This is a genomic window from Vreelandella zhaodongensis, assembly GCF_013415115.1.
Classification (GTDB): Bacteria; Pseudomonadota; Gammaproteobacteria; order Pseudomonadales; family Halomonadaceae; genus Vreelandella; species Vreelandella zhaodongensis.
In genome coordinates, this window is the sequence record NZ_JACCDD010000001.1 from 247,590 (window position 1) to 273,838 (window position 26,249).

Below are 26,249 nucleotides of genomic sequence, written 5' to 3' on the forward strand. Positions count from 1 at the left end.
ACGAGATCAACGATCAGGATATCGTCATGGCTGAGCAGCAGATTAATGTCGCGGTACTGGGGGGCGGTAGCTTTGGTACTGCGCTGGCAAGCATTGCGGCGGATAATGGCGCTAGGGTGCGCCAATGGATGCGCGATGAAGCGCTAGTGGCGCAAATTAACCAAGAGCACCGCAACGGACGCTACTTGCCGCACTATGCCATTAACGACGCGGTCAATGCATCAACAGACCTTCAAACCGTGCTTGAAGGCGCTGAGTTGGTGTTAATTGCCATACCTTCCAAAGCCTTTCGTAGCGTTGTTCGGGCGGCGAAGCCTTGGTTGGTGCCAGAGCAGATTTTAGTGAGCACTACTAAGGGCATAGAGCAGGATGGTTTTCTGTTAATGAGTCAAGTGCTCGAACAGGAAACGGGATTTTGTCATATAGGCGTTATTGCTGGTCCCAATCTAGCGTCTGAGATCGCTGATAAGCAATTAACGGCAACGGTTGTCGCCAGCGCAGATGCGTTGACCCGAACTCGCGTGCAGCAGGCGTTAGGCTGCCGTTACTTTCGAGTGTATGCCAGTAATGATCGGCATGGTGTTGAGCTGGGCGGTGCACTCAAGAATATTTACGCAATTGCGGCGGGCATGGCGGCAGCGCTGGGGATGGGGGAAAATACCCGCAGTATGCTCATGACCCGGGCTCTGGCGGAAATGAGCCGCTTCGCGGTCGCCCAAGGTGCTAACCCGATGACTTTTTTAGGCTTGGCTGGCGTCGGGGATTTAATCGTTACCTGCTCCTCCAACCTATCGCGCAACTATCGGGTGGGGTACGCCATGGGAGAGGGGCGCAACCTTGATGACGCGGTCTCAGCGCTAGGTCAGGTGGCAGAAGGGGTCAATACCGTTAAGCTGGTGTGCGCCAAAGCTCGTGAGATGGGCGTCTATATGCCGCTTGCTGAAGGTTTGAATCGCGTGCTATTTGAGGGAGTTCCTGCTCAAGAGATGGCGCGTACGCTGATGATGGGGGAGCAAAGTAGCGACGTGGAGTTTATTTTACCTCGTGAAGCTGTCCAGCAGGCGCACCGCGATAATGGAGGGTGGCATGAGTCATAGTGCAAGCGGTGGTGCCCGTCGCCTGCTGATTATGCGTCATGGTGAAGCTGCGCCAGGGGTTGTGGACCATGCAAGGCCGCTTACGCCCCGTGGTGAGCAGGAGGTTGGCGTGATGGCGCGTTGGTTGGCTATGCGTACTGAGCAGGGTGAACTTGAGTGCCCTGTCGTGTATGCCAGCCCCTTTGTGCGTGCTCAGCAGACCGCAAGGCTTATCAGTGATGCGCTAGGCTGCCCGTTGCAAACACTGCCGTTGATTACGCCCGATGATAGACCCTCTATCGTTAGCGATTGGTTACTACGGTTACCTGATGATGGCCCTGTTATGCTGGTCAGCCATATGCCGATGGTGGGGGAGTTAACGGGGCTATTAGTGGACGGGTCGACAAACCGCGGAGTTGGTTTTCCTACCGCCGCTATTGCGGAACTGGAAGCAGATGTTTGGGCCGCCGGTTGCGCGCAGCTAAAGCACTTTACTCAGCCAAGTCAGCTTTTATAGCGCCTGGACTTACAAAAAAGCGGCTGCCGAGGCAGCCGCTATGAGGGTAACGCAGATTGCTAATGCTACAGCTACAGCTACAGCTACAGCTACAGCAGCGCGTCGAGCTTCTCTTTTAACAAGCCATTCACCTGTTGGGGGTTGGCGGTGCCGCGAGATGCTTTCATGACCTGGCCAACAAAGTAGCCAATCATTTTGCCACGCTTTTCTGGCTCGGAGTCGCGGTACTGGGCAACCTGAGCAGGGCTCTCTGCGATTACCTGATCGATCATGGATTCAATTGCGCCGGTGTCGGTGACTTGCTTCAGGCCTTTCGCTTCGATGATTTCATCGGCGCTGCTACCCTGGCCATTCCAGAGCGCCTGGAAGACTTGTTTGGCCGCTTTACCGTTGATGGTATCGTCCAATACACGGCTGATCAGCTCGCCGAGCTGGTGGGCGGAAACTGGGCTGTTCTGAATGGTTAAGTTATCGCGATTCAGTGCGCCTGATAGCTCGCCTTGAACCCAGTTGGCGGCCTGTTTGGCATCACCGCATACGCGGTGTACTTCTTCGAAAAACTCAGCCATTTCGCGACTAGCAGATAGCACGTGGGCGTCGTAAGCCGAAAGCCCTAGTGATGTTTGAAAACGCGCACGTTTATCGGCCGGTAGCTCAGGCAGTTGGCTACGTAGATGGTCTAGGTAGGCTTGATCCAGAACTACGGGTAAAAGGTCCGGGCAAGGGAAGTAGCGATAATCGTTGGCTTCTTCCTTGGTGCGCATGCTGCGGGTTTCATCGCGCTCTGGATCAAACAGGCGGGTTTCCTGTACCACCTTGCCGCCATCTTCGATCAACTCAATTTGGCGCTCGACTTCAAAGGCAATCGCTCGCTCAACGAAGCGGAACGAGTTGACGTTTTTAATTTCGGCGCGCGTGCCGAAGGCTTCCTGACCTTTTGGGCGCACCGAAACGTTAACGTCGCAGCGCATCGAGCCTTCTGCCATATTGCCGTCAGAAATGCCCAGATAGGTAACGATTGAGTGAATCGCTTTTAAATACGCGGCGGCTTCTTTCGCATTGCGCATGTCCGGCTCAGAGACAATCTCCAGCAGTGGTGTGCCCGCTCGGTTAAGGTCGATCCCTGTCATGCCGTGGAAATCTTCGTGCAGTGACTTGCCTGCGTCTTCCTCAAGGTGCGCGTGGTGAATACGAATACGCTTGGTTGTGTTGTCATCCAGGGTGATTTCAACTTCCCCAGGGCCCACGATGGGGTGGTACATCTGGCTGGTTTGGTAGCCTTTGGGTAAGTCTGGATAAAAGTAGTTTTTGCGATCGAAGACCGACACCTCAGGAATCTCAGCATGTACCGCCAGACCAAACTGTACCGCCATGGCAACCGCCTGCTCGTTGAGAACAGGTAGGACGCCAGGCAGGCCTAGGTCAACGGCGCAGGCCTGGGTGTTAGGCTCTGCACCAAAGGCGGTGGAAGCCCCAGAGAAGATTTTCGAACGCGTCGCGAGCTGCACGTGGACTTCAAGCCCGATCACGGTTTCCCATTGCATTAGGCGTTCTCCTCGGCAAAGGCAGGACGTTTTAAGTGCCAATCAGTTGCTTGCTGGAACTGGTGCGCCACGTTAAGTAGCTGCGCTTCCGCAAAGTGGGTGCCCAGAATTTGTAGTCCAACTGGGCGGCCATTGGAAAAGCCCGCCGGGACACTAATGCCAGGAATACCTGCTAGGTTAACCGCGATGGTGTAGATATCCTGAAGATACATAGACACTGGATCTTTTTTAGCGCCTAGATCAAACGCAGGGGTGGGAGATGCTGGCCCCATCAGTACGTCTACGTCTTCAAAGGCATCTAGGAAGTCCTGTCGAATCAAGCGGCGGACTTTTTGTGCCTTGGTGTAGTAAGCGTCAAAAAAGCCTTCTGACAGCGTGTGTGTGCCGATCAAAATGCGTCGCTTGACCTCTTCGCCAAAGCCTTCAGCGCGCGAGCGGGTGTAGAGGTCAATAAGATCTTCAGGCGCCTTGCAACGATGGCCAAAACGTACGCCATCGTAGCGTGAGAGGTTTGAGGATGCTTCGGCCGGTGCAATAACGTAATACGCTGGAATGGCGTAGTGGGTGTGCGGCAGGCTGACGTCGCGTACCGTTGCACCCAGTGACTCATACACCTTCACGGCATCGCGTACGGCTTTTTCGACCTCGGGGTCTAAGCCGTCGCCAAAATACTCTTTGGGCAGGCCGATCTTAAGACCTGAAAGTGGTGCGTTGAGGGTTTCGGTATAGTCAGGCACGCCGCGGGCAACACAGGTGGAGTCGCGTACATCGTGTCCAGCGATCACATTGAGTAGGTGGGCGCAGTCTTCGGCACTTCTCGCCATGGGGCCTGCCTGATCGAGGCTGGATGCGTAGGCAATAATGCCATAGCGAGAAACGCGTCCATAGGTAGGCTTCAAGCCAGTAATGCCGCAAAAAGCCGCTGGCTGGCGGATAGAGCCGCCTGTGTCTGTGCCCATTGCTGCAGGCACGAGACCTGCGGCTACCGCCGCTGCGCTGCCCCCTGAGCTGCCGCCGGGAACCGCTGAAAGATCCCAGGGGTTTTTAACCGAGCCGTAGTAGCTGTTTTCGTTGGATGAGCCCATGGCGAACTCATCCATATTGGTTTTACCCAGACTGATAGTGCCCGCAGCGCTAAGCTTTTCAACCACGGTGGCATCGTAAGGCGCGATAAAGTTATCGAGCATTTTCGAGCCGCAACTGGTTTTTACCCCTTGGGTGCAATAAATATCTTTAAGCGCAAGAGGAATGCCTGTCAGCGTGCCAGCGTCACCTGAAGCGCGCGCTTTATCGGCCGCGTCTGCTTGGGTAAGGGCTTGCTCTGCGGTGACGGTAATAAAACTGTTGAGTGTGCCGTCGGCCTTCTCAATGCGCTGTAAAAAGTGTGATGTCAGCTCTTTGCTGGAAAGTTCGCCGCTATTCAGGGCGGCGGCGAGCTGCGTTACGGTTTTGTCATGCATGACCCGGAAAGCTCCGTTCTGGGGCGAATAGGATACGCGAAAAATAGTGGTCTATGCGGCGCTCTGAAGTTATTCAACCACGCGCGGCACAAGGTAAAGGCCATTTTCCACTGCCGGAGCACAGCGCTGAAAAGCATCGCGCTGGTTAGTTTCCGTGACTTCATCGGCCCGTAGGCGCTGCGTAGCATCCAGTGGGTGTGCAAGCGGTGCAACCCCTTCAGTATCGAGGCTTTGTAGCTGGTCGACCATGTCCAGGATGCGGCTTAGATCGTCGACAAAGCCATTGGCTTGGTCATCGCTGACGGCGAGTCGGGCCAAGTGTGCGGCCCGGCGCACATGAGATTCTTCAAGCGCCATGATCGAGTTTCCTCACAAACGTAATTGAACATATTCCGCATTCAGCGGTATACATACGGTCATCTTTAAATTCGTCTTGTGTGGCAGACGTGGAAAATAACCGCAAAAGGTACCACATATTGACCCCAACGGGCAGTATTAGGCACGACTCGTGCTTGCTGCCAACGGGTTGCGGTGATACCGTTTGCATCCGCACAGGGTTCCCGGTCTGCACTAGGTAACAACATCCATGTTCAAACGTTTGAGGGGGCTGTTTTCCAGCGATCTGTCGATCGACTTGGGTACGGCCAACACACTGATTTATGTACGCGGTCGTGGCATCGTGCTTGATGAACCGTCCGTGGTCGCTATTCGCCAGTCTGGCAACATGCGCAGCGTCGCGTCAGTCGGTGCTGATGCTAAGCGTATGCTTGGCCGCACACCAGGCAATATTACGGCCATTCGTCCGATGAAAGACGGCGTGATCGCTGATTTCACCGTTACCGAACAGATGCTCCAGCACTTTATCCGTAAAGTGCATCAGAGCACTTTTCTGACCCCGAGCCCACGAGTATTGGTCTGCGTGCCTTGCATGTCGACCCAGGTGGAGCGCCGCGCGATTCGCGAGTCGGCGGAAGGTGCCGGTGCACGCGAAGTGTTTTTGATCGAAGAGCCCATGGCCGCTGCGATTGGTGCTGGACTGCCGGTTGAAGAGGCACAAGGGTCGATGGTGGTCGATATTGGTGGTGGTACCACTGAGATCGCTATTATCTCGCTCAACGGTGTCGTTTATTCAGAGTCGATTCGCGTAGGGGGTGACCGTTTTGATGAGGCCATCACCGCGTATGTGCGTCGTCACTACGGTAGCTTGATTGGTGAAGCCACTGCCGAGCGCATCAAAGAAGAGATTGGCTGTGCTTACCCAGGCGGCGAACTGCGTGAAATAGATGTTCGCGGTCGTAATTTAGCCGAGGGTATTCCGCGCAGCTTCACGCTTAACTCGCATGAAATTCTTGAAGCGCTTCAGGAAACGCTTGGCTCGATTGTCGCCGCAGTGAAGAGCGCACTTGAACAGTCCCCCCCAGAGCTGGCTTCCGATATTGCTGAGCGCGGACTAGTGCTCACGGGTGGTGGTGCACTGTTACGTGACCTCGACAAGCTGATTGCTGAAGAAACAGGGTTACCAGTGATTGTGGCAGAAGATCCGCTTACCTGTGTGGCCCGCGGTGGCGGTAAAGCGCTGGAAATGATTGATCAGCATACCTTTGAGTTGCTGTCGAGCGACTGAGTGTAGCGGTTTATCGCGGGGGATTGCCTATTAAACCGCTTTTTTCGCACGGGCCAGTGCCGGGATACCGGCTGTTCTTCTGTGTGCTGTTAGCAGGCGTTCTGATGTTTGTTGATCAGCGCTTTACACGCATGGAAGATATTCGCGCCCAGATGACGATGGTTGTAGCGCCTATTCAGTGGGTTGTTAGCGTGCCTAGCGACCTACTGAATTGGGGCGCGCTTGCGTTGTCTGATCAGCAGGCGCTGGTTGATGAAAACCGTCGTTTGCGTGAGCAGATTTTGACGCTTTCTCACCGAGGACAACGGTTAGCAAATTTAACCGCTGAGAATGCAGAGCTACGCGCGTTACTCAAGGCTGGCAAACGCCGTGATATCCCCTTCATAACTGCTGAGCTGCTGTCGCTAGACAATGACCCGTTTAGTCATCAGATGGTCGTAGACCGTGGTCACCGCAATGGTGCTTATGTTGGTCAGCCAGTGATCGATGCCTCGGGTTTAGTGGGGCAAGTAACCGCGGTATCTGCTTATTCAAGTCGCGTTTTGTTATTAGCGGATGCGAGCCATGCGCTGCCCGTACAAGTCAATCGTAATGGCCTGCGCTTTATTGTGCAGGGGTCTGGTCGTTACGGCAGTGTGAATGTTTTGCACGTGCCTGATACAGCAGATATCCGTGAAGGTGATCTATTAACCACATCTGGTTTGGCGGGGCGCTTTCCTCCGGGATACCCGGTTGCCAGGGTCACTAATGTGTACCACGATCCAGGTCAGCCGTTTGCTCAAGTAACCGCTGAGCCTTCCGCTCAGTTGCAGCGTTCGCGTCATTTCCTGCTCCTTTTCCCGCCGACTCGTGAAGCGTTTGAAGACGCCATTTGGGGTGACACTATGGACATTGCTGCGGAGGCACTGCACGCGGCAGAGCGTATAGGGTTGCCGCAGGGTGACGTTCATGAGGAGGTGCGCTAATGGCAAAAGTGCCTGCAGTACCACTTATCCTTGTTTGGGTAAGTTTGGTGTTAGCACTTTGTTTGCAAGTGATGCCCCTCGCTGATGGATGGCAAGTGTATAGGCCTGAGTGGATAGGCCTAATGCTGATCTATTGGTGCATGCGAACGCCTGACAAAGTAGGCGTGTTTCACGGCTTTATCATTGGCATTTTGATGGATTTAATAGAAGGTACTGCGCTTGGTCAGCATGCCCTCATATTTTCCTTGCTAGCTTTTATGTGTGCCTTGGTTTACCCCCGTTTTCGCGCTTATTCCCTGGTGCAGCAATCTGTATTGGTGCTTGTGTTATTAGGCTTAGTACAGTTGATTGAACAGTGGGTGCGTACCTTAACAGGCGATTTTTCGATCCATTTGTCGTTTTTGATTCCTTCACTAATTAGCGCTGTTCTTTGGCCATGGTGGTCAACTATGTTGAAGGCACTCGAACGACGTTTGCTGGGCGCCTGATATTGTATTGTTACGTCTGTGCAGCCGGTTATGCGACCAAGGGGGAGCGTGAATGGGGTTTCTAAACGCTACTAGCGCCACAACCGCGGATGAGCCTGTGTTGTGCCTGGCCTCCGCGTCGCCCAGGCGTAAAGCGCTGCTAGAGTCTATTGGCGTATTTGTACGTGTCATGCCCAGCGACATCGACGAAACGCCTTTTAAGGGTGAGCCGGCAGAGGTCTATGTGGAGCGCTTAGCGATAGCCAAAGCGCAAGCAGGGGTGCCTAAAACGTCGCTACCTGTTTTAGGTTCAGATACGGCCGTAGTGATTGACGGTCAAATTCTGGGTAAGCCAACCAATGAACTCGATGCTGCGAGTATGCTGAAAGCGCTTTCAGGGCGTCGTCATCACGTATTAACGGCAGTCGCAGTGGCTGGCCCCAGGGGAGTACTCTCTAGTTGCGTAACTACCATTGTAAAAATGCGTGCAATAAGTCAGCAGGAAATAGCGGATTACTGGCTGACGGGTGAGCCAATCGACAAGGCGGGTGGTTATGCTATTCAAGGGTTAGCCGCCGTTTTTGTTGAGGAGATTCAAGGCAGCCACTCAGCAGTGGTGGGGTTGCCGCTGTACGAAACAACGCGCTTGCTGCGTCAGCAAGGGGTGCCAATCTGGTCGGGCTGTTATCAGAACAGGTAACCGCCGTTTCGCCGTCTGCTGTTGCGCGCAAGGATACTGTGACTCAATAAGGAATTTTGCATGAGCGGTGAAGTCCTCATCAATTTAACGCCAATGGAGACCCGCGTTGCGCTGGTGGAAAATGGCGTCTTGCAAGAGGCGCTAATTGAACGCTCCCGCAGGCGCGGTATTGTAGGCAATATCTACAAAGGTAAAGTAGTACGTGTGTTGCCTGGCATGCAGGCTGCTTTTGTTGATATTGGCCTTGAGCGTGCAGCGTTCATTCATGCTCATGAGGTTATGCCACCAGGCACGCCGAGCGATGAACAGCAGACTATCGGGCAGCTACTACATGAAGGACAAGCGCTTGTTGTTCAGGTAACCAAAGACCCGATTGGCACTAAAGGTGCAAGGCTGACCACTCATCTCTCGATTCCTTCACGTTATCTGGTCTATATGCCTGACTCCCCGCATCACGGCGTATCTCAGCGAATTGAAGATGAGCGAGAGCGCGAGCGGTTGAAGGCGCTGCTAGATACGGGGATTAACGAGCAGACTATCGAGGTGACCGGTGGTTTTATCGTACGTACGGCGGCGGAGGGGATTGTCGATGAAGAGCTGTCTAGCGACATGTATTTCCTGCTACGTATTTGGCGCAAGGTAAGCGAGCGCAAAATAACGGCGGAACCGCCAAGCGTTATTTATGATGACCTGCCGCTTTTTATGCGCACATTACGCGACGTAATGCGTGATGACATTGAAAAAGTGCGTATCGATTCCCGTGAGAATTTCGTCAAATTGGTCGACTTCGCTAAGGAGTTTATGCCCGATGCCGTGGATCGCATCGAGTATTATCCTGGTGAGCGGCCCATCTTTGACCTTTACAGTGTGGAAGATGAAATACAAAAAGCCTTGGGGCGCAAGGTTCAGCTTAAATCGGGTGGTTACTTAGTTATTGACCCCACCGAAGCAATGACGACGATCGACGTCAATACCGGTGGCTATGTTGGGCATCGCAATCTTGAAGAGACTATTTTCAAGACAAACCTGGAGGCGGCTACCGCGATTGCCCGTCAGCTTCGGTTACGTAATCTCGGTGGTATTATCATTATTGATTTTATCGATATGGTGGATGTCGAACACCAGCGCCAAGTGTTGCGGGTGCTGGAGAAAGCGCTGGAGCGAGACCACGCCAAAACAAAATGTACTGGGGTAACAGAGCTTGGCTTGGTGCAGCTGACGCGCAAGCGTACTCGCGAAAGTCTAGAGCAGACGCTTTGCGAAGCATGCCCCACCTGTAGTGGACGCGGTACGCTTAAGACGCCTGAAACTATCTGCTATGAGATTTTTCGCGAGATACTTCGCGAAGAGAGGGCTTACAGCGCGGAAACCTATATGGTGCTTGCGTCTCAACCAGTGGTTGATCGCTTGTTGGACGAAGAGTCAGCGGCGGTGGCTGACCTTGAAATGTTTATTAATAAAACAATTCGCTTTCAAGTCGAGCAGCATTATTCCCAAGAACAGTACGATATTGTACTGATGTAATGATAGCGCGACGTATGTTTCTTCGATGGTGTTTAGTAGCCTGTGCCAGCCTGCTCGCTAGTCTGGCAGTGCTACTACTGCTTGTACGTTTGTTGATTAGCCAGTCCAGCCTATTAACGCCGAAGATTGAAGCGCTGCTCGAAGCGCGTGTCGGTGTGCCTGTCAGTATAGAGCACCTCTCACTATCGTTGGCACGTAGCGATATTATATTGCGCCTAGAGGGCGTGCATACTGCAACGCCTGATGGTCAGCCATTGGCGTCTCTTGAAAATGCACTGTTACGGCTTGATGGTTGGGCCACCCTCACCAATGTCGCCCCTATTTTTAATGACGCGCGTATTGCGGGTCTGGAGTTTCACCTCTACCAACAGGAGGACACGGTGTGGGGTTGGCCCGCTCCCGCTGAATTGCCTGAGGTTGTGGCAGACGAGCCAAGCGTGGATTTAGCCACGCTGGATGCCTGGGCAGGCCTGATTCTTCGCCAACGATTGTGGGTAGATAACACGCAATTGGTTCTGCATGGCAAGCAGCAAACGGTCACCTTGCATGCACCTGCGTTATTACTTAATGGTGATGAACGCCGGACACGCCTTGAGGGGGCCGTTCATGTCGTAGAGTCTCAAAGGCGAGAGGAGAACGGGCTGCCCGCTATTAAGATGAATGTGGAGATGCAGCCTGGACAGCAGGGGTTTCGTGATTTCTCTGCGGCGCTTCAGCTAGACATGCAGCTAGATCACTTGGTAGCGCTAGCGGCCGTCTTGCGTTCAGATAATATGCCAGTGTTAGAGCAAGCTGGGGGTGAGGTGAAACTGTGGGGCCGTTGGCACGCTGGGCGTCTTGATGAAGCCCGCTTGGCGGTGGATATCCCAGAGCTAACGTTACGCCATGACATTCAATATGCCGTGTTAAGGGACATTCAAGCCGATGGCATTTGGCAGCGCGACGGCGATGGTGGTGAAGCATGGCTGACTGGCAATGCTGAAAACGTCGAGTGGGCACAGCCTGATGACGGTAGCACAGGTCCTGCGTTGCCTAGGCATTGGTATTTGTCGCATCAGCCTGATGTCTGGGAGCTTCGAACCAGTACGTTTGAGTTATCGTCGTTGGCCGCCTGGCGTGATTACATCTTGTTGCCTGAGTCGCTTACCCGAGTATTGCAAACGCTCTCCCCGAGTGGCCAGGTACTTGGCTTGCGACTCGGTCAGCATGAAGGTCAATGGGGCGTGGACGCTGCGCTGACAAACGTGGCGGTGCTGCCTTGGGAAAAGGCGCCAGGGGGTGGGCCGTTAGATGCTTGGGTGCAGGCCAGGGATTTGCGTGGCAGGGTCACCTTTAACAGCGCAGGCAGAACCTCGCTCAACTTCCCAGAACTGTTTGAGTCTCCCATGTATTTGAGCCATGCCGAGGGCGTGGTGGAGTGGGTCTACAGTGGCCCCAATACGATGATTAGCGGTAGAGACCTGGACGTGAAATGGGAGGGGGCTGAGATAAGCGGTGGCTTCGGGCTGATTGCTAGTGAGCAAGGTGGGCAATTTGGTCTTGATATTGAGTTTGCCAATGTTGATGCCCTTAATCATCCGCTCTCCCAGTGGCTACCTATCAAGGTATTTGAACCAGAGCTTCAAGAGTGGCTGTCAACAGATATAGCAGGCTATGTGCCTAAGGGCTCACTGAGGCTGAGTCTCCCTCTTACCGAGCATCAGTCGGCAGAGCAACTCTCCGCTACGTTGGAGTTAGCAGTGACCCAAGGGCGTCTGCCTATTGCACCAGAATGGCCAAGCCTGGACGATATAGAAGGTACGCTGGTTTGGAAAGACCAGGTGCTGGAAGCCCAGGTTGAGCATGCGCAGAGCCATGGCGTAGAAGTGTCTAATGGTGTTGTCACTTTGGCCAACGAAATACTCGATCTCTCTGGCCAGTTAAGTAGTACCGGCGACTCATTAACTGATTTCTTGCAGTCAATACCTGATATAGATGTGTCCCTACTGAAAGCAGTTCGCGCTGATGGGCAAGTCGAGGGGGATGTTGCTTTATCGCTGCCGCTTAGTGCTCCTGAATCCTTGCAGCTAGAGATTAACGCTCGACCGCGCTTTTCGACACTCACTTATCAGCCGATGGCACTGCCTCTGAAAGATGTTCAGGGGGAAGTAACCTGGCAGCAGGATGGCGAGAAAAGTACTTTACTTGGCAACCTCACAAGTCAGCTGTTAGGAAACCGTGTTGAAGCAGATATCAATGTCCCAGAAGAGGGTATTGCACTTCGCGGTGGCATTGATGCCGCGGCACTGTTTCGTCTGGCAGATATCCCTGTCGAGCAAGCTCGCCAAGTGTTGGAAGGCAGTACCCAATGGCGTGGCAAGATTAATCTTGAGCCATCACCTTCGATAACGCTTGAAAGCCAATTAGTCGGTATTACTAGCCGCCTGCCTGCCCCATTTGCGAAATCCGCTGAGCAGTCTTGGCATTGGCAATTGCATGCTGATATAGAACGTGGCCGTTTAGCCACTCAGTTAGCAGATATCGCAGACGCACGAGTACAGCAGTTGCCTAATGGAGAGTTGGCTGGTGAGCTGACGCTCGGAAGTAGCAACGCATCGGCAGGGTGGTCAACGCAACCTGGTTGGAGGGTCGCAGCGCATGTTGCAACACTTTCCCCTGTTGCGTGGCAAGAAGCGCTTTCGTCATTGAGTCCAACAACATCTTCAGGCAACAGTCTCACGGGTACGCCTATATCCGTCATGCTCAGTACTGCCTGTCTGCAATATAGGGATGAATGTTTTGGCGCTTTAGAAGCGTCTGGCAATATCGAAGGACAGCGCTTAGCCATGCAGCTTAATGGGGATCTAGTGTCTGGTCGTGTAACGTATCAGCCTAACAGTGCGTTGCCGCTTGATATTGCTATTATGTCGCTGGCGGTAGACCGTTTATTTGATTTTCCTGCCGCTGAGCATGATAGCAGTGCGCCTGCTCCTAACTCGTGGGTAGATGCGGTAGAAACTCAGTATGCTCTCCCTGTGGCGATGCCTGAGTGGTTGGGGAAATTACCTAACGGCAGGCTGCGGCTGGCAGATATTAGCCTAGGTGAACGCCGTTTTGGGCCACTCACCGCTTATTGGCAAACGGAAGGGCAACGCTTTACCCTATCGCCTGTCGGTTTGACCTTGGGGCAGCTATCTGCGCGTGGGGAGTTGGTTTGGGAAGGCAATGCAATCAATAGCCAGACACGCGCCGATATTACGATACGAGGTGGAGATGTAGGCACGGCATTAGAACGCCTGAATCAGCCTGTTGCTATGCGCAGCCGAACCACGAATGTTAGCGCAGCGCTTGCATGGCCTGGAGCGCCTTGGCAGTTTGCCTTAAGTCGGGCGGGTGGCGATATCAGTACCGATATACGTGACGGACGATTCGTTACCTTGGAATCCACACCCGCACGTCTTGTGGGGCTTCTTAATTTTGACAATATTCTGCGCCGTTTGCGTTTCGACTTTTCCGACATGACAGGTCAGGGAACCGCATTTGATAGAGTTCATGGGGTAGCAGATGTCGCCGAAGGTCAGCTAGTGCTGCGGGGACCATTAAAAATAGAGGCGCCCGCCACATCGTTAACCCTGACAGGTAGCGTTAATCTGATGCGCCGTGAACTCGATCAGCGGCTTGGCGTCACACTACCCATCAGCCAAAGCTTGCCCATTGCTGCCATCGCCGTTGGCGCGCCTGTTGTAGGGGGAGCCCTGTTTATTGCAGATCAGCTATTTGGCAACGTGCTTGACCGAGCAACCACTATTCATTATCGCGTGCGGGGTCCCTGGACTTCGCCGCAGATTACTTTAGAAGGCTCTCAATGACCGCATATAAGAGCGATTTAGATACCGCTGTTTCCATTTTGTTAACGCCGAGTGGTCTTGACCTGGATGCTCTGGACACGGGGTTATCCTATGCCCTGGGCGGTGGTATTGATTACGCAGACCTCTACTTTCAGCGTACTTGGGAAGAAGGCTGGGTGTTGGAAGATGGCGAAGTAAAAGAGGCCAGCTATAACATCGATGGCGGTGTTGGGGTGCGCTCATTAGCCGGTGAAAAGACGGGCTTTGCCTATTCAAACCAGATTACCGCTGATGCATTGATGGATACTGGCCGCACAGCAGCAGGTATCGTGCGTAGTGGTAAGCATCTCACTGGCCAGCCGATTATAACGGTCAGCGCTGCTGCCCGTTATGCAGGCATTGACCCTTTGGCAGGCCTAACAGCCGAAGAAAAAGTGGCCATGCTGAAAGAGGCTGACCGTGCAGCTCGTGCAGCGGATCCCAGTGTCAGTCAGGTAAGCGCTTCTTTGTCAGGTACTTATGAAGTGGTTCTAGTAAGAGCGAGCGATGGCACCTTGGCGGCAGATATCCGCCCATTAGTGCGATTTAACGTCAGCGTGATTGCGGTAAAAAATGGCCGTCGTGAGCGTGGTAGTGCAGGTGGCGGTGGCCGCTACTCGATGGCTAGGCTGCGGGATGAAAACGTGTCCGAGCGTTACGCCAAAGAGGCTGTTCGCCAAGCCTTGGTCAATTTAGAGGCGGTGGATGCGCCAGCCGGGAAAATGCCTGTTGTGCTCGGTGCTGGTTGGCCGGGTATTCTTCTTCATGAGGCAGTCGGCCATGGGCTGGAGGGTGACTTTAACAGGAAAGGTAGCTCCGCCTTTGCAGGGTGTATGGGACAACGTGTTGCAGCAAAAGGCGTCACCGTGGTGGACGATGCCACAGTGGCTGACTGCCGCGGCTCGTTAAGTGTGGACGATGAAGGCACACCTGGGCAGTACACGCCATTGATTGAAGATGGCATTCTAACGGGGTACATGCAGGACAAACTGAACGCCCGCTTAATGAACATGGCACCGACCGGCAATGCGCGGCGTGAATCTTATGCACACTTGCCGATGCCGCGCATGACCAATACCGTCATGTTGGCAGGTCAGGATGAGCCAGCTGACATTATCAAAAGCGTTAAACGCGGCATTTACGCGGTTAGTTTTGGCGGCGGTCAGGTTGATATTACGTCAGGTAAGTTCGTGTTTTCAGCCAGCGAAGCCTACCTCATTGAAGACGGTAAAATTACCGCGCCGGTGAAAGGAGCCACTTTAATTGGTAATGGTCCAGAAGCCATGGGGCACGTTTCAATGATTGGGCACGACATGGCGATGGATACGGGTATTGGTGTATGTGGCAAAGAAGGGCAGGGCGTGCCGGTAGGCGTTGGTCAGCCCACCCTGAAGCTGGATGAGCTGACCGTGGGCGGCACCCAGTCTTGAGGAGGCTAAAGAGCCAGCGTATCGCGCAAGTGTTTAAATAGTTTGCGTGAACTGGTTGGTGGTTTGCCTTGCTCGCGCTCTTTGCGTGCATTACGAACCAGCTGGCGCAGCGCTTGGCGATCACCGTTAGGGTATTCGTCCATAAATAAGTCAACGGCGCTGTCCCCTTCATCGACTAAGCGGTCGCGCCATTTTTCAAGTCGATGAAAGGCGTGATCACGCTGCTCTTTTTCCTGCTCGATAGCGTCGAAAACGCTCTGGATGGCGACAAGATCCTCTTTACGGATGAGCTTGCCCACATACTGCATATGGCGACGGCGCCCTTCATGTGAGCGAATACGCGCGGTTTCCTCAATGGCACGGAGCATGTCGTCAGAGAGAGGAAACTTTGCGCGTTCAGCAGGGTTCATGGCAATTAGTGTTTCGCCAAGTGCCTGAAGGGCATGCATTTCTCTTTTTAGCTGAGACTTGCTGGGGCGCTCTTCCTGTTCGTCGTTTTCGAAGGGCTCGGGGCGTTGCTTAGGCATACTAGAACTCACTGATTAGTTTCGTTTGCAGCATTATATCAGGCTGCGACCACAACATTGATTCGCCAATGCGATTCAGGCGAAAAGGAGGCCAATATGGCACAAGCATTTGATGCGGCGGCCCAGCAGGCACTGTTAACGCAGCGTGCAGAAGAAGCGTTGGCGCTGGCTAAACAAGTAGGTGCAGACGCTGCTGAAGTAGGTGCCAGCGTAGATCAAGGGCTGGGTGTTAGCGTGCGCCTCGGCGAGGTGGAAACGGTTGAGCTTTCCCGAGATCAAGGTATTGCTGTGACGCTTTATGTTGGTCAGCGCAAAGGTAGTGCCTCATCAACGGATGCCAGCAGTGCATCCATTAAAGCGGCAGTAGAAAAAGCGTTGGCGATTGCCCGCTATACGGGGGAAGACCCCGCCGCAGGATTGGCGGATGCATCATTGATGGCAACCGATCTTCCTGACCTAAAAGTACATCACCCTTGGCTATTGACCACCGATGAAGCAATTGATCTAGCGCTAGCCTGTGAGCAGGCTGGACGTGATGTGGCGGGCATTCATCAGTCGGAAGGCGCGTCGCTGTCCAGCGGAGAAGGCGTGCGTGTTTACGCCAACAGTCATGGTTTCTTGGGTACGCAGAAGGGTAGCAGCCATTCGCTTTCGTGCATGCTGATCGCCCAGGATGAGAAGGGTATGCAGCGCGATTTTGACTACACCTCCTCGCGCAACCCCGCTATGCTTCGTGCCCCTGCTGCTGTAGGACGTGAAGCCGCATCACGCACCTTACGACGGTTAGGTGCTCAACGGCCTCCAACCGGTACCTTTCCGGTGCTATTTGACCCGTCACTTTCCAGTGGTTTGATTGGCCACTTGATGGGGGCATTGGCAGGTGGTGCACTTTATCGAGAAGCTTCTTTCCTATGTGATCGGCTGGGAAGCCCGCTATTTCCGGATTGGTTCGGTTTAGAGGAGCGGCCAATGGAGGTCGGCGCAACGGCCAGCTCGCCGTTTGATGCTGAAGGTGTGCAAACGCGTGATAACCGCTTTATTGAAAAGGGGAGCGTCGCCAGCTATATGCTATCGGCCTATAGCGCTCGTCGTTTAGGGATGCAGAGCACTGGCAATGCAGGTGGTGCGCGTAACCTTCGTTTACAGGCACCATTGACTCAGCGTGATGCGTTACTGAAGCAAATGGGACGCGGTATTTGGGTAACTGAGCTTATGGGGCAAGGCGTCAACGGGGTTACCGGGGATTACTCGCGAGGTGCCGCTGGTTTTTGGGTTGAGAATGGTGAAGTGCAGTACCCTATTGAAGAGTTCACTATCGCGGGCAACTTGAACACGATGTTTGCTGGTTTGATTGGCGTAGGTGATGATATTGATACCCGCGGCAGTATCCACACGGGTAGCTGGTTAATTGATGCGATGACAGTGGCTGGCAGCTGATCTACCCTACAGCTCTTCATCAAAGCGTGCTGCGAACAGCGCTTCGATAGCCTCTAAAGCCTGTTCGGCATCACTGCCTTCGGCAACGACTCTTAGCTCAGTACCGCATGGAGCTGCTAACATCAAAAGTGACATGATGTTAGCAGCATCAGCCATCTGCTGCTGCTTGTATACATGGATGTTAGCTGAAAACTGTTGGCCACACTTGACCAGTTTAGTGGCCGCGCGGGCATGAAGGCCACGCTGATTGGTGAGTGTTAACGTTCTTTCTGGCACCCTGGTTCCTTTTTGCCGAGTGGGTCGTAGCTAGCGTTGCTGGCTCGCTATGCTTGAGGTGTGTGTTGCGAAGGTGTACATGGCTCTGCTGGCTGTTCACTAAGCGTATATTGTAACCCTAGCTCCCGATGTCGAAGTTGTACTTCGCCCGCGAGTTTAACGAGTTTTTGTGCCAGCTGTTCAACCATAAAAACAGATCGATGTTGGCCGCCTGTACAACCAATAGCCACGGTCATATAGCTACGTTGACTATTTTGATAGGCAGGTAGCCACTTCTCCAGCCATGTTTGAATATCATTGCTCATTACTTCCACCATCGGGTAGCCGCTTAAAAAAGTAATGATATTGGTGTCACGTCCTGTGTATTGGCGCAGAGTCGGATCCCAGTACGGGTTAGGCAGACAGCGTACGTCGAACACAAGATCAGCATCGAGAGGGACACCGCGCTTATAGCCAAATGATTCGAATGTCAGTGTGAGCTGATCTTTGCGGTGCTGTGCGACCTGGTCAGTAATGCGGCGGCGCAGGTCATGAACCGAAAGGCGCGACGTGTCGATCATCAAGTCAGCAAGATCGCGTATTTCGAGTAGCGTCTCTTCTTCCTTATTGATCGCTTCTTCAAGCGTCATATCGCTATCCCGTGTAAGGGGATGGCGTCGCCGCGTTGCCGAATAACGCTCCAAAAGAATACGGGCGTCAGTCGTTAGGTAGACAACCTGAAGACGAATTTCCCGTTCACGAAGCGCTTCAAGAAATGTCGGCAGCTGTTTAAGGGCCGTTGGTAAATTACGCGCGTCGATGCTGACCGCTAACTGCGTGCGATCCCCTTGCTCCCGTAATTCGTCGATGAGTGAGCCCAGTAGCATGGCGGGCAAGTTGTCGATGGCATAGTATCCAAGATCTTCTAACGCTTGTAAGGCGATAGATTTACCGGACCCTGAGCGGCCGCTAATGATCACCAGTTGCATAGAAATTCTCTGGGCTTGCCAATTAAAAAATTAGATGAGCTAAAGGATAGCGGGTCGCAATATCTTGTCGAAAATGAAGCAAGCTATTGTGAAGCGAGTTGCTCACGGATTTTTGACGTTAAAAAATCTAGCAACTCCCGCTGGCTAGCTGCCTTACGGAGCTGCTGGCGTGTATCGACATTATTCATGATAGATGCCACTTGCCCGAGTAGTGCTAGATGAGTGTCATCTGCTTCTTCTGGTACCAGTAGAACAAAGACGAGATCAACTGGGTCGCCATCAATAGCATCAAAGTCGACAGGCTCTGCAAGTTTTAAAAAACCAGCAATGGGTGAGCTGCAGTGAGGGCTTCGGGCATGAGGGATAGCAACCCCGTTGCCTATCCCTGTGCTGCCGAGACGTTCGCGACCAATCAGTCTGCTAAATACTTCTTGGCTATCAAGGCTTGGCGTGTTTTGAGCAATAAAGGTGCTGAAAAACTCCAGCACCCGTTTTTTGCTGCCCCCGGGTACGTCATACAAAACGCGCTCCGGGGGGAGGATAGTTTCCAACGACATTGATTTAACGCACGCCAGCGCCTTGGGCGCGAGCTTGTGCTTTTTCCTTATGTTTAACGAGCTGGCGATCAATTTTGTCTGCTAATGCATCAATCGCGGCATACATATCATTATCTAATGCATCTGCATGGAGGTCTGCCCCTGCAGCATGCAGAGTGCAGGCAGCTTGCTGGCGCTCCTTCTCAACAGATAAGGTGACTTGTACGGTAGTAATGTTGTCGTAATGGCGCTCAACGCGCTCCAACTTCTCATTGACGTAGTCACGCAAGGCGTCAGTCAGTTCTACGTGATGACCAGTGATATTAACTTGCATTGACGTGCTCCTTATCCATCGGACTGTACTTCGATTGTAACCCTTTTTACGCTATTGCAAAGCCCTTAAACCGAGTTTGTTCCAGAACCGTTGTTTTACTAACGCAAACGGCGCCGCTCGCTCGAAGAGGGGATGCCCATTGACTCACGATATTTGGCCACTGTCCGGCGTGCAACATTGACCCCACTCTCTTCTAAAAGCGTTACCAGACGGCTGTCTGACAGTGGTTTGCCTGGCGGCTCATCTTGAACCAACTTCTTAATTCGTGCGCGAATAGCGGTACTTGAGTGGCTATCGCCACCATCTTGTCCAGTGACGTGACTGGAGAAGAAATATTTCAGCTCAAAAACACCTCGCGGCGTATGAATGTACTTTTGAGTGGTTACTCGGGAAATAGTGGATTCATGCATCTCCACAGCTTCGGCAATATCGGCAAGAATCAATGGTTTCATGGCCTCTTCACCGTGCTCTAAAAAGCCAATTTGTCGCGCAATGATTTCTCGACCAACGCGTAGTAGCGTATCGTTTCGGCTAGACAAACTCTTGATCAGCCAGCGTGCTTCTTGGAGATGCTCTTTTAAAAACTGATTATCTTGGCTTTTGTCGGCGCGTTTGATAAGGCTTGCGTAATCCGGCTGTATGCGTAGCCGAGGCAGTGCTTCCGGGTTTAGTTCTAGGTGCCAGCCTTCATTGTCGTGCCGTACTACTAAATCAGGCGTTACATAGCTGTCATCGGTGGTGCCAAAGGCACTGCCCGGGCGTGGATCGAGGCTTCGGATCAAGCGGATAACATCGTCGAGCTGTTCATCATCCAGGCTTAAACGCCGTTTTAACAAACGGGTATCATCTTTACCGAGGGCTTCGAGGAACTGGCGCACCAACCTTTTGGCTGGCATGAGCAACGGTGTTGCTTCTGGTAAAGCAGCCAGTTGCAGCATTAGGCATTCACGCAGGTCGCGAGCAAATACACCAGTGGGTTCGAACTGTTGTAGGCGCAGTAGCGTGGTTTCAACCTCACGCTGGCTCAGACCTTCGTGCCCTTGGGATTTTAAACCTTCACGAATGTCATTAAGCGGCTGGGTAAGGTAGCCGTTGGCGTCTAGTGCATCAATGAGGCTTTCGGCAATGGCGTGATCGCGAGGTGTGAAATCGGTCATGGCAAGTTGCCAGAGCAGGTGGCTGTGTAGGCTTTGGCCTGCAGCCTGGCGTTCAAAATCAGGACCTTCACTACTGCTGCCGCTGTAATTTCCCATGTCCTGGTAAGTGTCAGACCAATCACTGTCAACAGAGAGTTCGTTAGGAATACTGTCAGACCATTCTGCTTCCTGTGGCTCGCTGACCGCTTGTTCACCAAACTCATCCTCTTGCTCAAGCATGGGGTTGGCGTCGAGGGCTTGCTGAATTTCTTGACGGAGGTCCAGCGTCGATAGCTGTAGCAAGGCGATGGCTTGCTGCAGCTGAGGAGTCATGGTCAGCTGTGTACCGATACGCAATTGAAGAGAAGCTTTCATGACCATCTGAGAACCACTCGTTAATCAGAAAGCTTCACCCTAGTGCGAGTTATGGCTTGGTGCAAGTGCAATAAGCATGCCATTAGCACTATTTTTTTTGCAGGTGCCTGTTTACAGGCGAAAATCAGCGCCTAAATACACGTCTCTGACTTTTTGGTTATTAAGGATTTCCTGGGGCTTGCCGCTAGCAATGATGTGACCGTCGCCAACAATGTAGGCAATGTCACAAATATCCAGCGTTTCGCGAACATTGTGGTCGGTGATTAGGACGCCGATATGACGCTTTTTAAGTGCGCGAATAATCGTTTTAATATCGCCTACAGAAATAGGGTCAACGCCTGCAAATGGCTCATCAAGTAATATGAACGCCGGCTCAGTGGCGAGCGAGCGGGCAATCTCAACACGTCTGCGTTCTCCGCCGGAAAGGCTCATGCCGAGATTGTCACGAATATGCGTAATGTGAAAATCTTCTAGCAAAGATTCAAGGCGTTTCTCTCGAGCGCTGCGGTCTAGCCCTTTGCGAGTTTCCAGTATGGCCATGATGTTGTCAGCGACGGATAGCTTGCGAAAAATCGACGCTTCCTGTGGTAAATACCCAATGCCAGCAATGGCACGTTCGTGCATGGGCGCGCGCGTTAGGTCGACCTCATCAATGCCTACTTTTCCAGCATCAGATTTTACCAAGCCGACAATCATATAAAATGAGGTTGTTTTCCCTGCACCATTAGGCCCTAACAGGCCTACAACACTCCCTTGGGTAATTTCTAGGTTGATATCCTTAACCACTCGGCGGCGCTTATAGCTTTTGGCTAGGTGGTGGGCATACAGCGTTTTTAACTTGGCTGGGGCAGCGGTATCAGGTGTCTGTGATGTCGTGGTTTGTGTTGATGTCATGGTGGGTGTTGTCACGGAGAGTCGCTCCCTACTGTTCCGGCTGAAGAGTCATCCGAATACGCTGAGGTTCGCTACCACTCACATCAGAGCGTGCCTGAACAACTTCTCGGTCAATAAAGTACTCTAAGCGGCCGCCCTGAAAGCGGTCACCTTGCTGGGTTAATTCGGCTTGATCAATCAGTTCTACACGTCGTTCAGCGACATGATAAATGATTCTTCTGGCCCAACCTTCCATGGGAGTTGATTGGCCTTCTAATTGGTTACGTAAGTAGGCTCGCTCACCGGTTGCGATGGCGCGCGACAGTTCGCCAGCATCGTTGCGCTGAATTTCAACGCGTTCGCCGCGAAGTTGCATGTTGCCCTGGCGAATCTCGACGTTGCCTGAATACACGGCAGTGCCTGCCCGTTGGTCCAGGTCTAGCTGGTCAGCTTCTACTTCAACCGGTGCTTGGCTTTGTGCCAATGCGGGCACTGCCAGTGCCACTGCAGATAGCGGAATCGTTAAAGCAAACAGAGCATTACGAATCAAAGCATTCATCGCGCCTCCTGGTGGGAGCGAGTGGCAGGCGGATGAACGCCGCGCACGTTGTTAGTTAAGCGGACTTGACTGTTATCCAGCCATACATCCATACGTGATGCGTCGATGCGCTGAGGAGGCTGCTGCAGCACGGCAGGAGCTTCGCTCCAGGCATGACGTGTCATGCCATCATAGCGTAATAATTCGGTATCTAACTGCCAACCCTCGTCGGGAGCCAATAGCTGTGCAGAGCCAGCTAATGTCAGCGCCTGGGTATCTGTGTTTAGCGTGCCTGTGTCGGCAGTCGCTAGCCACTGGCGCTGTTCACTATCGAAAAGCACGGCACGTGGGGATGTGAGGTCAGTGATAGCAGTCTGGGGGGTGTACACCAAGTGCGACGTCACCAACGACTGTTTTATCGCGCCGGTTTCCCCGAATAAGGTGATTTCTGCGTTTTCCAGCACATGGCCGGGCTCCTGGGCCATGGCGTCAGGGTCAACTACCTGATCTCTAGGTCCGCGTGGATCCAGCCATACTAGAAAGCCACCCAACGCAACGACCATGCCTGTCAGCCAGATGCGTTTTTTAACTCGGGAACGCATTACGACTGGCCGTGTAAGTACGTGTCGAGTACGGCATCCCAGTGGCCTTGCGACATGAGCAGCGTGTCGCAAATTTCACGCACAGCGCCGTGGCCGCCAAGGCGTTCCGTTATCCAGTCGGCATGGGTGTGCATGTAGTCAGGTGCGTTAGGTACGGTGATGCCAACGCCTGCGCGCTTAATAGCAGCAAGGTCGGGTAGGTCGTCACCGCAGTAGGCAACTTGCTCTAGGCTGATGTCTAGCCGCTGGCAGAGCGCTCGCAGGGTAGTGAGCTTGTCTTCGCAGCCTTGGTGCACGTGAGCGATACCTAAGGCAGCGGCACGCTGGCTAACCATGGGAGAGTCGCGCCCTGTAATAAGGGCGACATGAACGCCAACACGCTTTAATAATTTAAGGCCGTGGCCGTCCTGGGTATGAAATGCTTTGATTTCGATACCGTCGGCTTGAAAATACAGGCGGCCGTCAGTCAGTACACCATCGACATCGATAGCCAGCAGTTTTACGCGGCGAAGTCGGTCTTGTAGAGCGTCAGGTAGGGCCATAAAACCTCCGTTTGTCAGAGTAGAAAATTATATTACGCCGCTGGCGAGCAAGTCGTGCATGTGCAGCGCGCCAATGGGGCGCTGTTGTGCATCGACAACGGCCAGTGCGGTAATGCGACTGTCTTCCATAATGCGTACGGCTTCCGCGGCCAATACGTCCGGCCCAATACGTTTTCCGGGGCGGGTCATAACATCATCTACCCGTACACCCCGCAGATCATGAAATTGGTCTAGCGTTCGACGAAGATCGCCATCGGTATATACACCGGCAAGGCGACCATCACTGTCAACTACACAGGTAAAGCCGAGGCCTTGGCGGGTGATTTCTAACAACGCATCTCGAAGCGGGCTGCCAAGTGCAACTTGTGGAAGCCGTGAGCCATCGTGCATTAGGTCTTTAACCCGCAGTAGTAGGCGTTTGCCTAAGCTGCCCCCTGGGTGTGAAAGGGCGAAGTCTTCAGCGGTAAATCCCCGTGCTTCTAGCAGAGCAACAGCTAGAGCGTCTCCCAGAGCAAGCGCGGCAGTGGTTGAGCTCGTCGGCGCTAAATCAAGCGGGCATGCTTCGCGTTCAACGCCGCTATTAAGGTGTGCATCAGCGTGTTTTGCCAGCGTTGAGCCAGGGCGCCCCGTCATACTGACAAGTGGCGTGCCTAGGCGTTTAAGCAGTGGGAGTAGTGCGGTGACTTCGGCGGTTTCTCCCGAGTTGGACAGTGCTAACACGACATCAGTACGGGTGATCATGCCGAGGTCGCCATGGCTAGCTTCGCCGGGGTGAACGAAAAAAGCAGGTGTGCCAGTGCTTGCCAATGTGGCTGCCAGCTTACCCGCAATATGCCCCGATTTTCCCATGCCGGTAACTACGACACGGCCTTGGCATGCCAGGATTAGTTCGCAGGCGTGGTCAAAGCTTTCATCAAGCTTGGCTTGCAGACCGCCGATAGCGGCTTGCTCAATTTGCAAGGTGCGCAGCGCACTTTCACGCAATTTGCTGGGTGTAGAGAGTGGCTGGCGCATGGGCAGTCTCATTCTTATCAACGGTCAAAAGTAGGTTAGTAAGAATAACATCTTGACGCGGTTTGTAGGTAAGCCTCGAAGGGCAAAGCGGCTTAAACGTTGTGTTACCAAGCTAAGCCACCATTTCAGCAGCGACGATTAGGGCGACTATTACTGTGGGTAGCGTTAGGATACGATGTTCGATAATATTTCGAAAACACTGTTTTTTAAAACGCTCCGATACGCATGCAATCAATGCTATGTCTGCCGCAATAAAACGACAATGAAGGTTATTCAGCCCATGACAGATGTTCCCTTCATAGAAATTGAAGATTTGTACTTCTCGCGAGGCGACCACGAGATTTTCCGTGGCATTAACATGACGATTCCTCGCGGGAAGGTAACGGCTATCATGGGGCCAAGCGGTACCGGGAAAACAACGCTTCTAAAGTTGATTGGTGGCCAGCTTACGCCGGATCGTGGCCGAGTCAGGATTGATGGTCAGGATGTGCATCGCCTTTCACGCAAAGCACTATTCACGCTACGTAAACGAATGGGCATGTTGTTTCAGAGCGGCGCGCTTTTTTCAGACTTGGATGTGTACGAAAATGTGGCATTCCCCTTACGTGTGCACACGAACCTCCCTGATCCTATGGTACGCGACCTTGTGATGCTGAAGCTTCAGGCGGTTGGATTGCGGGGGGCAAGGAATTTGTCGCCTGCTGAGCTTTCTGGCGGCATGGCAAGGCGTGTTGCGTTAGCGAGAGCGGTGGCGCTTGACCCAGAGCTAATCCTCTACGATGAGCCCTTTGTTGGACAGGATCCCATTTCCATGGGTGTGCTTGTGCAGTTAATCAAGCGGCTTAACCAAGCGCTGGCGCTCACCTCGGTTATCGTGTCACACGATATAAAAGAGACCCTCAGTATCGCAGACTATCTGTATCTTATTGCCGATGGGCAAGTGGTGGCGTACGGCACTCCACATACGTTAGACGCGAACCAAGATCCTCGGGTAAGCCAGTTTATTCATGGCGAGCCAGATGGGCCGGTACCGTTTCACTATCCCGCCGAGACATTTTATCGCGATATTTTGGGCCAAGCATCTGCAGTGAAGGCACGTTAAATGCAATCAAACATTAAATATAGCGCTGCACGCATTGCCCGACTGGGGCGCAAAGGGTGTGACACCATGGAGTCGCTGGGGCGCGCAGGCATCTTTTTAGCGCAGTCTGCAGTGGGCGTGCCTTCACGGGAAGGCTGGTCTCTGTGGCTACGGCAAATGCACTTTGTGGGCGTTTTATCGCTTGCCATTGTACTGGTCTCTGGGCTGTTTATTGGCATGGTGCTGGCGCTGCAGGGGTACACTATTTTAGTGGACTTCGGAGCAGAGCAGGCGCTGGGGCAAATGGTGGCACTTTCGCTGCTGCGGGAGTTAGCGCCGGTAGTGGCGGCACTGCTGTTTGCAGGGCGCGCAGGCTCAGCATTAACGGCAGAGATTGGCCTTATGAAGGCAACCGAGCAGCTTACCAGTATGGAGATGATCGGTGTTGACCCGCTCCGTCGCGTGGTGGCCCCCAGGTTGTGGGCAGGGTTCGTCTCACTCCCGATCCTTACCATTGGCTTTAGCGTGGTGGGTATTTGGGGGGGGTACTTGGTAGGCGTGGAATGGCTGGGTGTCTTTGAGGGCTCTTATTGGAGCAATATGCAGGCTAGCGTGTCGTTTATTAATGATATTGGCAATGGCATCATCAAAAGCTTGGTATTTGCGCTAGTGGTTACTTGGATAGCGGTGTTTCAGGGGTACGACCTGGTGCCTACGTCTGAAGGTATCTCCCGTGCCACAACGCGCACGGTGGTGTATTCATCGCTTGCTGTTTTGGGGCTTGATTTTGTGTTAACCGCTGTCATGTTCGGCGGTCTTTGATAGGTGGAGCAGTTA

Annotated in this window: 26 protein-coding genes; 12 read left to right on the forward strand and 14 right to left on the reverse strand. The window is 53.2% G+C overall.

Annotated features, from left to right (window positions below; all coding sequences use genetic code 11):
- The first annotated feature begins 26 nt into the window (after positions 1 to 26).
- Positions 27 to 1,097, forward strand: a complete 1,071-nt coding sequence (locus HZS79_RS01025) for an NAD(P)H-dependent glycerol-3-phosphate dehydrogenase (protein WP_162217523.1) — start codon at positions 27 to 29, stop codon at positions 1,095 to 1,097.
- Positions 1,087 to 1,593, forward strand: a complete 507-nt coding sequence (gene sixA, locus HZS79_RS01030; protein WP_179926854.1) for a phosphohistidine phosphatase SixA — start codon at positions 1,087 to 1,089, stop codon at positions 1,591 to 1,593. Before HZS79_RS01025 ends, sixA begins: the two co-directional genes overlap by 11 nt.
- 89 nt (positions 1,594 to 1,682) lie before the next feature.
- Here sixA and gatB read toward each other — a convergent pair whose 3' ends face one another.
- From gatB to gatC, 3 genes are all read right to left on the reverse strand, one after another.
- Positions 1,683 to 3,137 (reverse strand): Asp-tRNA(Asn)/Glu-tRNA(Gln) amidotransferase subunit GatB, encoded by a 1,455-nt coding sequence (gene gatB / locus HZS79_RS01035; RefSeq protein WP_162217525.1) that lies wholly within the window; start codon positions 3,135 to 3,137, stop codon positions 1,683 to 1,685.
- The gene (gene gatA / locus HZS79_RS01040; protein ID WP_179926855.1) at positions 3,137 to 4,597 is read right to left on the reverse strand and encodes an Asp-tRNA(Asn)/Glu-tRNA(Gln) amidotransferase subunit GatA; all 1,461 of its coding nucleotides are present in this window, start codon (positions 4,595 to 4,597) and stop codon (positions 3,137 to 3,139) included. Before gatA ends, gatB begins: the two co-directional genes overlap by 1 nt.
- 69 nt (positions 4,598 to 4,666) lie before the next feature.
- A complete protein-coding gene (gene gatC, locus HZS79_RS01045; protein WP_162217527.1) occupies positions 4,667 to 4,954 on the reverse strand; it encodes an Asp-tRNA(Asn)/Glu-tRNA(Gln) amidotransferase subunit GatC in 288 nt (95 codons plus the stop codon).
- A gap of 229 nt (positions 4,955 to 5,183) precedes the next feature.
- Here gatC and HZS79_RS01050 point away from each other — a divergent pair, with 229 nt between their 5' ends.
- The 7 genes from HZS79_RS01050 to tldD are packed head-to-tail and all read left to right on the forward strand — an operon-like array spanning position 5,184 to position 15,173.
- Positions 5,184 to 6,221 carry a rod shape-determining protein gene (locus HZS79_RS01050; RefSeq protein WP_018915723.1) on the forward strand — a complete coding sequence of 346 codons (1,038 nt, stop codon included), beginning with the start codon at positions 5,184 to 5,186 and terminating at the stop codon, positions 6,219 to 6,221.
- A 23-nt stretch (positions 6,222 to 6,244) separates the two neighbouring features.
- Positions 6,245 to 7,186: a rod shape-determining protein MreC gene (mreC, locus tag HZS79_RS01055; protein ID WP_179926856.1), complete on the forward strand. Its 942-nt coding sequence runs from the start codon at positions 6,245 to 6,247 to the stop codon at positions 7,184 to 7,186.
- Complete coding sequence (gene mreD, locus HZS79_RS01060) at positions 7,186 to 7,674, forward strand: rod shape-determining protein MreD (protein WP_162217529.1); 489 nt, start codon at positions 7,186 to 7,188, stop codon at positions 7,672 to 7,674. Before mreC ends, mreD begins: the two co-directional genes overlap by 1 nt.
- 52 nt (positions 7,675 to 7,726) lie before the next feature.
- Positions 7,727 to 8,353, forward strand: coding sequence for a Maf family protein (locus tag HZS79_RS01065; RefSeq protein WP_162217530.1), 627 nt, complete (start codon positions 7,727 to 7,729; stop codon positions 8,351 to 8,353).
- A 60-nt stretch (positions 8,354 to 8,413) separates the two neighbouring features.
- On the forward strand, positions 8,414 to 9,877 hold the full coding sequence (gene rng / locus HZS79_RS01070; protein WP_162217531.1) for a ribonuclease G: 1,464 nt from the start codon (positions 8,414 to 8,416) through the stop codon (positions 9,875 to 9,877).
- A 14-nt stretch (positions 9,878 to 9,891) separates the two neighbouring features.
- A complete protein-coding gene (locus HZS79_RS01075) occupies positions 9,892 to 13,725 on the forward strand; it encodes a YhdP family phospholipid transporter (RefSeq protein ID WP_238401370.1) in 3,834 nt (1,277 codons plus the stop codon).
- Positions 13,722 to 15,173 carry a metalloprotease TldD gene (gene tldD / locus HZS79_RS01080; protein ID WP_162217533.1) on the forward strand — a complete coding sequence of 484 codons (1,452 nt, stop codon included), beginning with the start codon at positions 13,722 to 13,724 and terminating at the stop codon, positions 15,171 to 15,173. The genes HZS79_RS01075 and tldD overlap by 4 nt, the downstream gene beginning before the upstream one ends.
- Positions 15,174 to 15,178: 5 nt before the next feature.
- On the opposite strand, the gene yjgA is transcribed toward tldD, so the two are convergent.
- Positions 15,179 to 15,700 carry a ribosome biogenesis factor YjgA gene (gene yjgA / locus HZS79_RS01085; RefSeq protein ID WP_162217534.1) on the reverse strand — a complete coding sequence of 174 codons (522 nt, stop codon included), beginning with the start codon at positions 15,698 to 15,700 and terminating at the stop codon, positions 15,179 to 15,181.
- Positions 15,701 to 15,796: 96 nt separating this feature from the next.
- Here yjgA and pmbA point away from each other — a divergent pair, with 96 nt between their 5' ends.
- Positions 15,797 to 17,137, forward strand: a complete 1,341-nt coding sequence (gene pmbA, locus HZS79_RS01090) for a metalloprotease PmbA (protein ID WP_179926857.1) — start codon at positions 15,797 to 15,799, stop codon at positions 17,135 to 17,137.
- A 6-nt stretch (positions 17,138 to 17,143) separates the two neighbouring features.
- Here pmbA and HZS79_RS01095 read toward each other — a convergent pair whose 3' ends face one another.
- The 10 genes from HZS79_RS01095 to HZS79_RS01140 form a co-directional block, all read right to left on the reverse strand.
- Entirely contained in the window at positions 17,144 to 17,413 is a 270-nt protein-coding gene (locus HZS79_RS01095; RefSeq protein WP_162217536.1) for an HPr family phosphocarrier protein, read from the reverse strand.
- Between the two features lie 47 nt (positions 17,414 to 17,460).
- Positions 17,461 to 18,381, reverse strand: coding sequence for an RNase adapter RapZ (gene rapZ / locus HZS79_RS01100; protein ID WP_179926858.1), 921 nt, complete (start codon positions 18,379 to 18,381; stop codon positions 17,461 to 17,463).
- A gap of 83 nt (positions 18,382 to 18,464) precedes the next feature.
- Positions 18,465 to 18,938, reverse strand: coding sequence for a PTS sugar transporter subunit IIA (locus HZS79_RS01105; RefSeq protein WP_162217538.1), 474 nt, complete (start codon positions 18,936 to 18,938; stop codon positions 18,465 to 18,467).
- A gap of 4 nt (positions 18,939 to 18,942) precedes the next feature.
- Positions 18,943 to 19,251 carry a ribosome hibernation-promoting factor, HPF/YfiA family gene (gene hpf, locus HZS79_RS01110; protein WP_162217539.1) on the reverse strand — a complete coding sequence of 103 codons (309 nt, stop codon included), beginning with the start codon at positions 19,249 to 19,251 and terminating at the stop codon, positions 18,943 to 18,945.
- A 98-nt stretch (positions 19,252 to 19,349) separates the two neighbouring features.
- Positions 19,350 to 20,768 carry an RNA polymerase factor sigma-54 gene (locus HZS79_RS01115; RefSeq protein ID WP_162217540.1) on the reverse strand — a complete coding sequence of 473 codons (1,419 nt, stop codon included), beginning with the start codon at positions 20,766 to 20,768 and terminating at the stop codon, positions 19,350 to 19,352.
- Between the two features lie 105 nt (positions 20,769 to 20,873).
- Positions 20,874 to 21,656 (reverse strand): LPS export ABC transporter ATP-binding protein, encoded by a 783-nt coding sequence (gene lptB / locus HZS79_RS01120; RefSeq protein ID WP_162217661.1) that lies wholly within the window; start codon positions 21,654 to 21,656, stop codon positions 20,874 to 20,876.
- A gap of 28 nt (positions 21,657 to 21,684) precedes the next feature.
- Entirely contained in the window at positions 21,685 to 22,194 is a 510-nt protein-coding gene (lptA, locus tag HZS79_RS01125; protein ID WP_162217541.1) for a lipopolysaccharide transport periplasmic protein LptA, read from the reverse strand.
- On the reverse strand, positions 22,191 to 22,775 hold the full coding sequence (gene lptC / locus HZS79_RS01130; RefSeq protein WP_162217542.1) for an LPS export ABC transporter periplasmic protein LptC: 585 nt from the start codon (positions 22,773 to 22,775) through the stop codon (positions 22,191 to 22,193). The genes lptA and lptC overlap by 4 nt, the downstream gene beginning before the upstream one ends.
- The gene (locus HZS79_RS01135; protein ID WP_162217543.1) at positions 22,775 to 23,317 is read right to left on the reverse strand and encodes a KdsC family phosphatase; all 543 of its coding nucleotides are present in this window, start codon (positions 23,315 to 23,317) and stop codon (positions 22,775 to 22,777) included. The genes lptC and HZS79_RS01135 overlap by 1 nt, the downstream gene beginning before the upstream one ends.
- Positions 23,318 to 23,344: 27 nt before the next feature.
- The gene (locus HZS79_RS01140) at positions 23,345 to 24,331 is read right to left on the reverse strand and encodes a KpsF/GutQ family sugar-phosphate isomerase (protein ID WP_162217544.1); all 987 of its coding nucleotides are present in this window, start codon (positions 24,329 to 24,331) and stop codon (positions 23,345 to 23,347) included.
- Between the two features lie 280 nt (positions 24,332 to 24,611).
- On the opposite strand from HZS79_RS01140, the gene HZS79_RS01145 reads away from it, so the two are divergent.
- Positions 24,612 to 25,433, forward strand: a complete 822-nt coding sequence (locus HZS79_RS01145; RefSeq protein ID WP_179926859.1) for an ATP-binding cassette domain-containing protein — start codon at positions 24,612 to 24,614, stop codon at positions 25,431 to 25,433.
- Positions 25,434 to 26,234: a lipid asymmetry maintenance ABC transporter permease subunit MlaE gene (gene mlaE, locus HZS79_RS01150; RefSeq protein ID WP_162217546.1), complete on the forward strand. Its 801-nt coding sequence runs from the start codon at positions 25,434 to 25,436 to the stop codon at positions 26,232 to 26,234.
- Positions 26,235 to 26,249 lie beyond the last annotated feature (15 nt).